The organism is Deinococcus pimensis DSM 21231, assembly GCF_000519345.1.
Classification (GTDB): domain Bacteria; phylum Deinococcota; class Deinococci; order Deinococcales; family Deinococcaceae; genus Deinococcus_A; species Deinococcus_A pimensis.
Map to the genome: position 1 here is coordinate 12,798 of NZ_KI912642.1, position 1,687 is coordinate 14,484.

3 protein-coding genes and 1 tRNA gene are annotated in these 1,687 nt (G+C 71.0%); 2 read left to right on the top strand and 2 right to left on the bottom strand.

The genetic code is table 11. The features are described from left to right. A partial coding sequence (locus tag DEIPI_RS0111600) for a penicillin acylase family protein (protein ID WP_211238283.1) occupies positions 1 to 316 on the top strand: 316 nt, incomplete at its 5' end. Positions 317 to 370: 54 nt separating this feature from the next. After that, on the top strand, positions 371 to 976 hold the full coding sequence (locus DEIPI_RS0111605; protein ID WP_027481885.1) for a peroxidase-related enzyme: 606 nt from the start codon (positions 371 to 373) through the stop codon (positions 974 to 976). 48 nt (positions 977 to 1,024) lie between these two features. On the opposite strand, the gene DEIPI_RS0111610 is transcribed toward DEIPI_RS0111605, so the two are convergent. After that, a tRNA-Ser gene (locus DEIPI_RS0111610) sits at positions 1,025 to 1,114 on the bottom strand. A 35-nt stretch (positions 1,115 to 1,149) separates the two neighbouring features. After that, positions 1,150 to 1,590 (bottom strand): hotdog fold thioesterase, encoded by a 441-nt coding sequence (locus tag DEIPI_RS39595; RefSeq protein WP_045234171.1) that lies wholly within the window; start codon positions 1,588 to 1,590, stop codon positions 1,150 to 1,152. Positions 1,591 to 1,687 lie beyond the last annotated feature (97 nt).

A 1,687-nucleotide genomic window follows, 5' to 3' on the forward strand; every position in this document is an offset into this window, starting at 1 on the left:
GACGCGCGCTCGTCGTGGCGAGTTCGAGGTGGACGGGCACGGGCACCTCGACCCCTTCGGGGTGTTTCGCGTGTCGGGCTTCGTGAAGGCCGACGACGATCGTTTCGACACGGTGTTCGGCACGACGTACGTCGCGGCGGTGGAGTTCACGACGCCCGTGCGGGCGCGGGTGCTGCTGACGTACGGGAACAGCTCGCAGCCGGGGTCGCCGCACGTGGGCGACCAGCTCCCGCTCTTCGCGCGGGGCGAGACGCGCGAGGCGTGGCTGACCCGCGCGGACGTGGAGGCGCACCTCGCGTCGCGGGACGAGACGTGAGGGTCGGAACCCCCGCACAGACGCGTGGGCGTGGGCGCGGGTAACATGGGCCGCATGAGCGACACCCTGACCGACGAGCGCATCTCGTACCTGCGCGTGCCCGACCGTGAGGAACTCCCCGAGGACGCCCGCGCCCTGCAGGACGCGGGCCGGGAGAAGTTCGGCTTCGTGCCGAACGTCGTGCGCGGCTGGGCCGTGCGGCCCGAGCACCTCGTGAAGTGGCGAGCGCACTACGACCTCGTGATGCTCGGCGACTCGAAGCTCAGCCGCGTGCAGCGCGAGCTGATCGCCGTGGCGGTGTCCAGCGTGAACCGCTGCGAGTACTGCTCCACGACGCACCCGGCGTTCCTGCGCGTGGCCCTGCAGGAGGAGGGCCGCGACCCGCACGTCGCGCACGCCGTGCAGAGCAACCCGTACCACGCCGTCCACGACGAGCGCCTCACGCCGATGGAGCGGGCGATCCTGTCGTTCGCGCTGCGCGTCACGACGAGCTCGCACGAGATCGGCCCGGCCGAGGTGGAGTTCCTGCGCGCCTCGGGCCTCGACGACGAGACGATCTTCGACGTGGCGCAGGTCGCGGCGATGTTCAACTTCACGAATCGCCTCGCGAACGCGACGGGCCTGAAGCCCAACCCCGAGTACCACGACATGGGCCGCTGAGCACGCGGTCGTGGAGAACGCCCCCGCTTTCGCGGGGGCGTTCTCGGCTGGCGGAGAGGATGAGATTCGAACTCACGGTACGGTTGCCCGTACATACGCTTTCCAGGCGTACCCCTTCAACCACTCGGGCACCTCTCCAGCGTGGACAAGACTAGCCCAGCCTCCTCACAAAATCAAGCGCCTCCACCCTCGAGGGGAACGATGGCGAGGGTGCAGCGCGACACACACACCATCTTGCCCTCCTCGTCGGTGATCTCGATGGACCAGACGTGGGTGGTGCGGCCACGGTGGACGGGCACGGCGGTCGCGGTGACGGTGCCGCCCCGTTTGCCGCGCAGGTGGTTCGCGTTGATCTCCAGCCCCACGGCGCCCTGCCCGCGCGCGGCGACGTTGAGGTACGCGCCGACGGAGGCGACGCTCTCGGCGAGGGCGACGCTGGCGCCGCCGTGCAGGAGCCCGAAGGGCTGGTGGACGGCGGGCGTGACGGGCATCGTCGCGACGACGCGGTCGAGGCTCGCCTCGGTGATGGTGATGCCGAGCGTGCCGAGCAGCGTGTGGGGGTCGCGGGCGCGGAGTCCTTCGAGGTGGGACTGCAGGTCGGGCGTGACGGTCATGGGAGGGTCCTTTCTTCCTTCAGGCGCGCTCGCCGAGGACGCGCCAGCCCCGCGCGAGGGCCTCGGCGCGCAGGGCGGCGTCGGGGTGGACGGCGAC

Coding starts and splice junctions, on each gene's coding strand:
- DEIPI_RS0111605 (WP_027481885.1), top strand. CDS start 371: ATGAGCGACACCCTGACCGACGAGCGCATCTCGTACCTGCGCGTGCCC.
- DEIPI_RS39595 (WP_045234171.1), bottom strand. CDS start 1,590: ATGACCGTCACGCCCGACCTGCAGTCCCACCTCGAAGGACTCCGCGCC.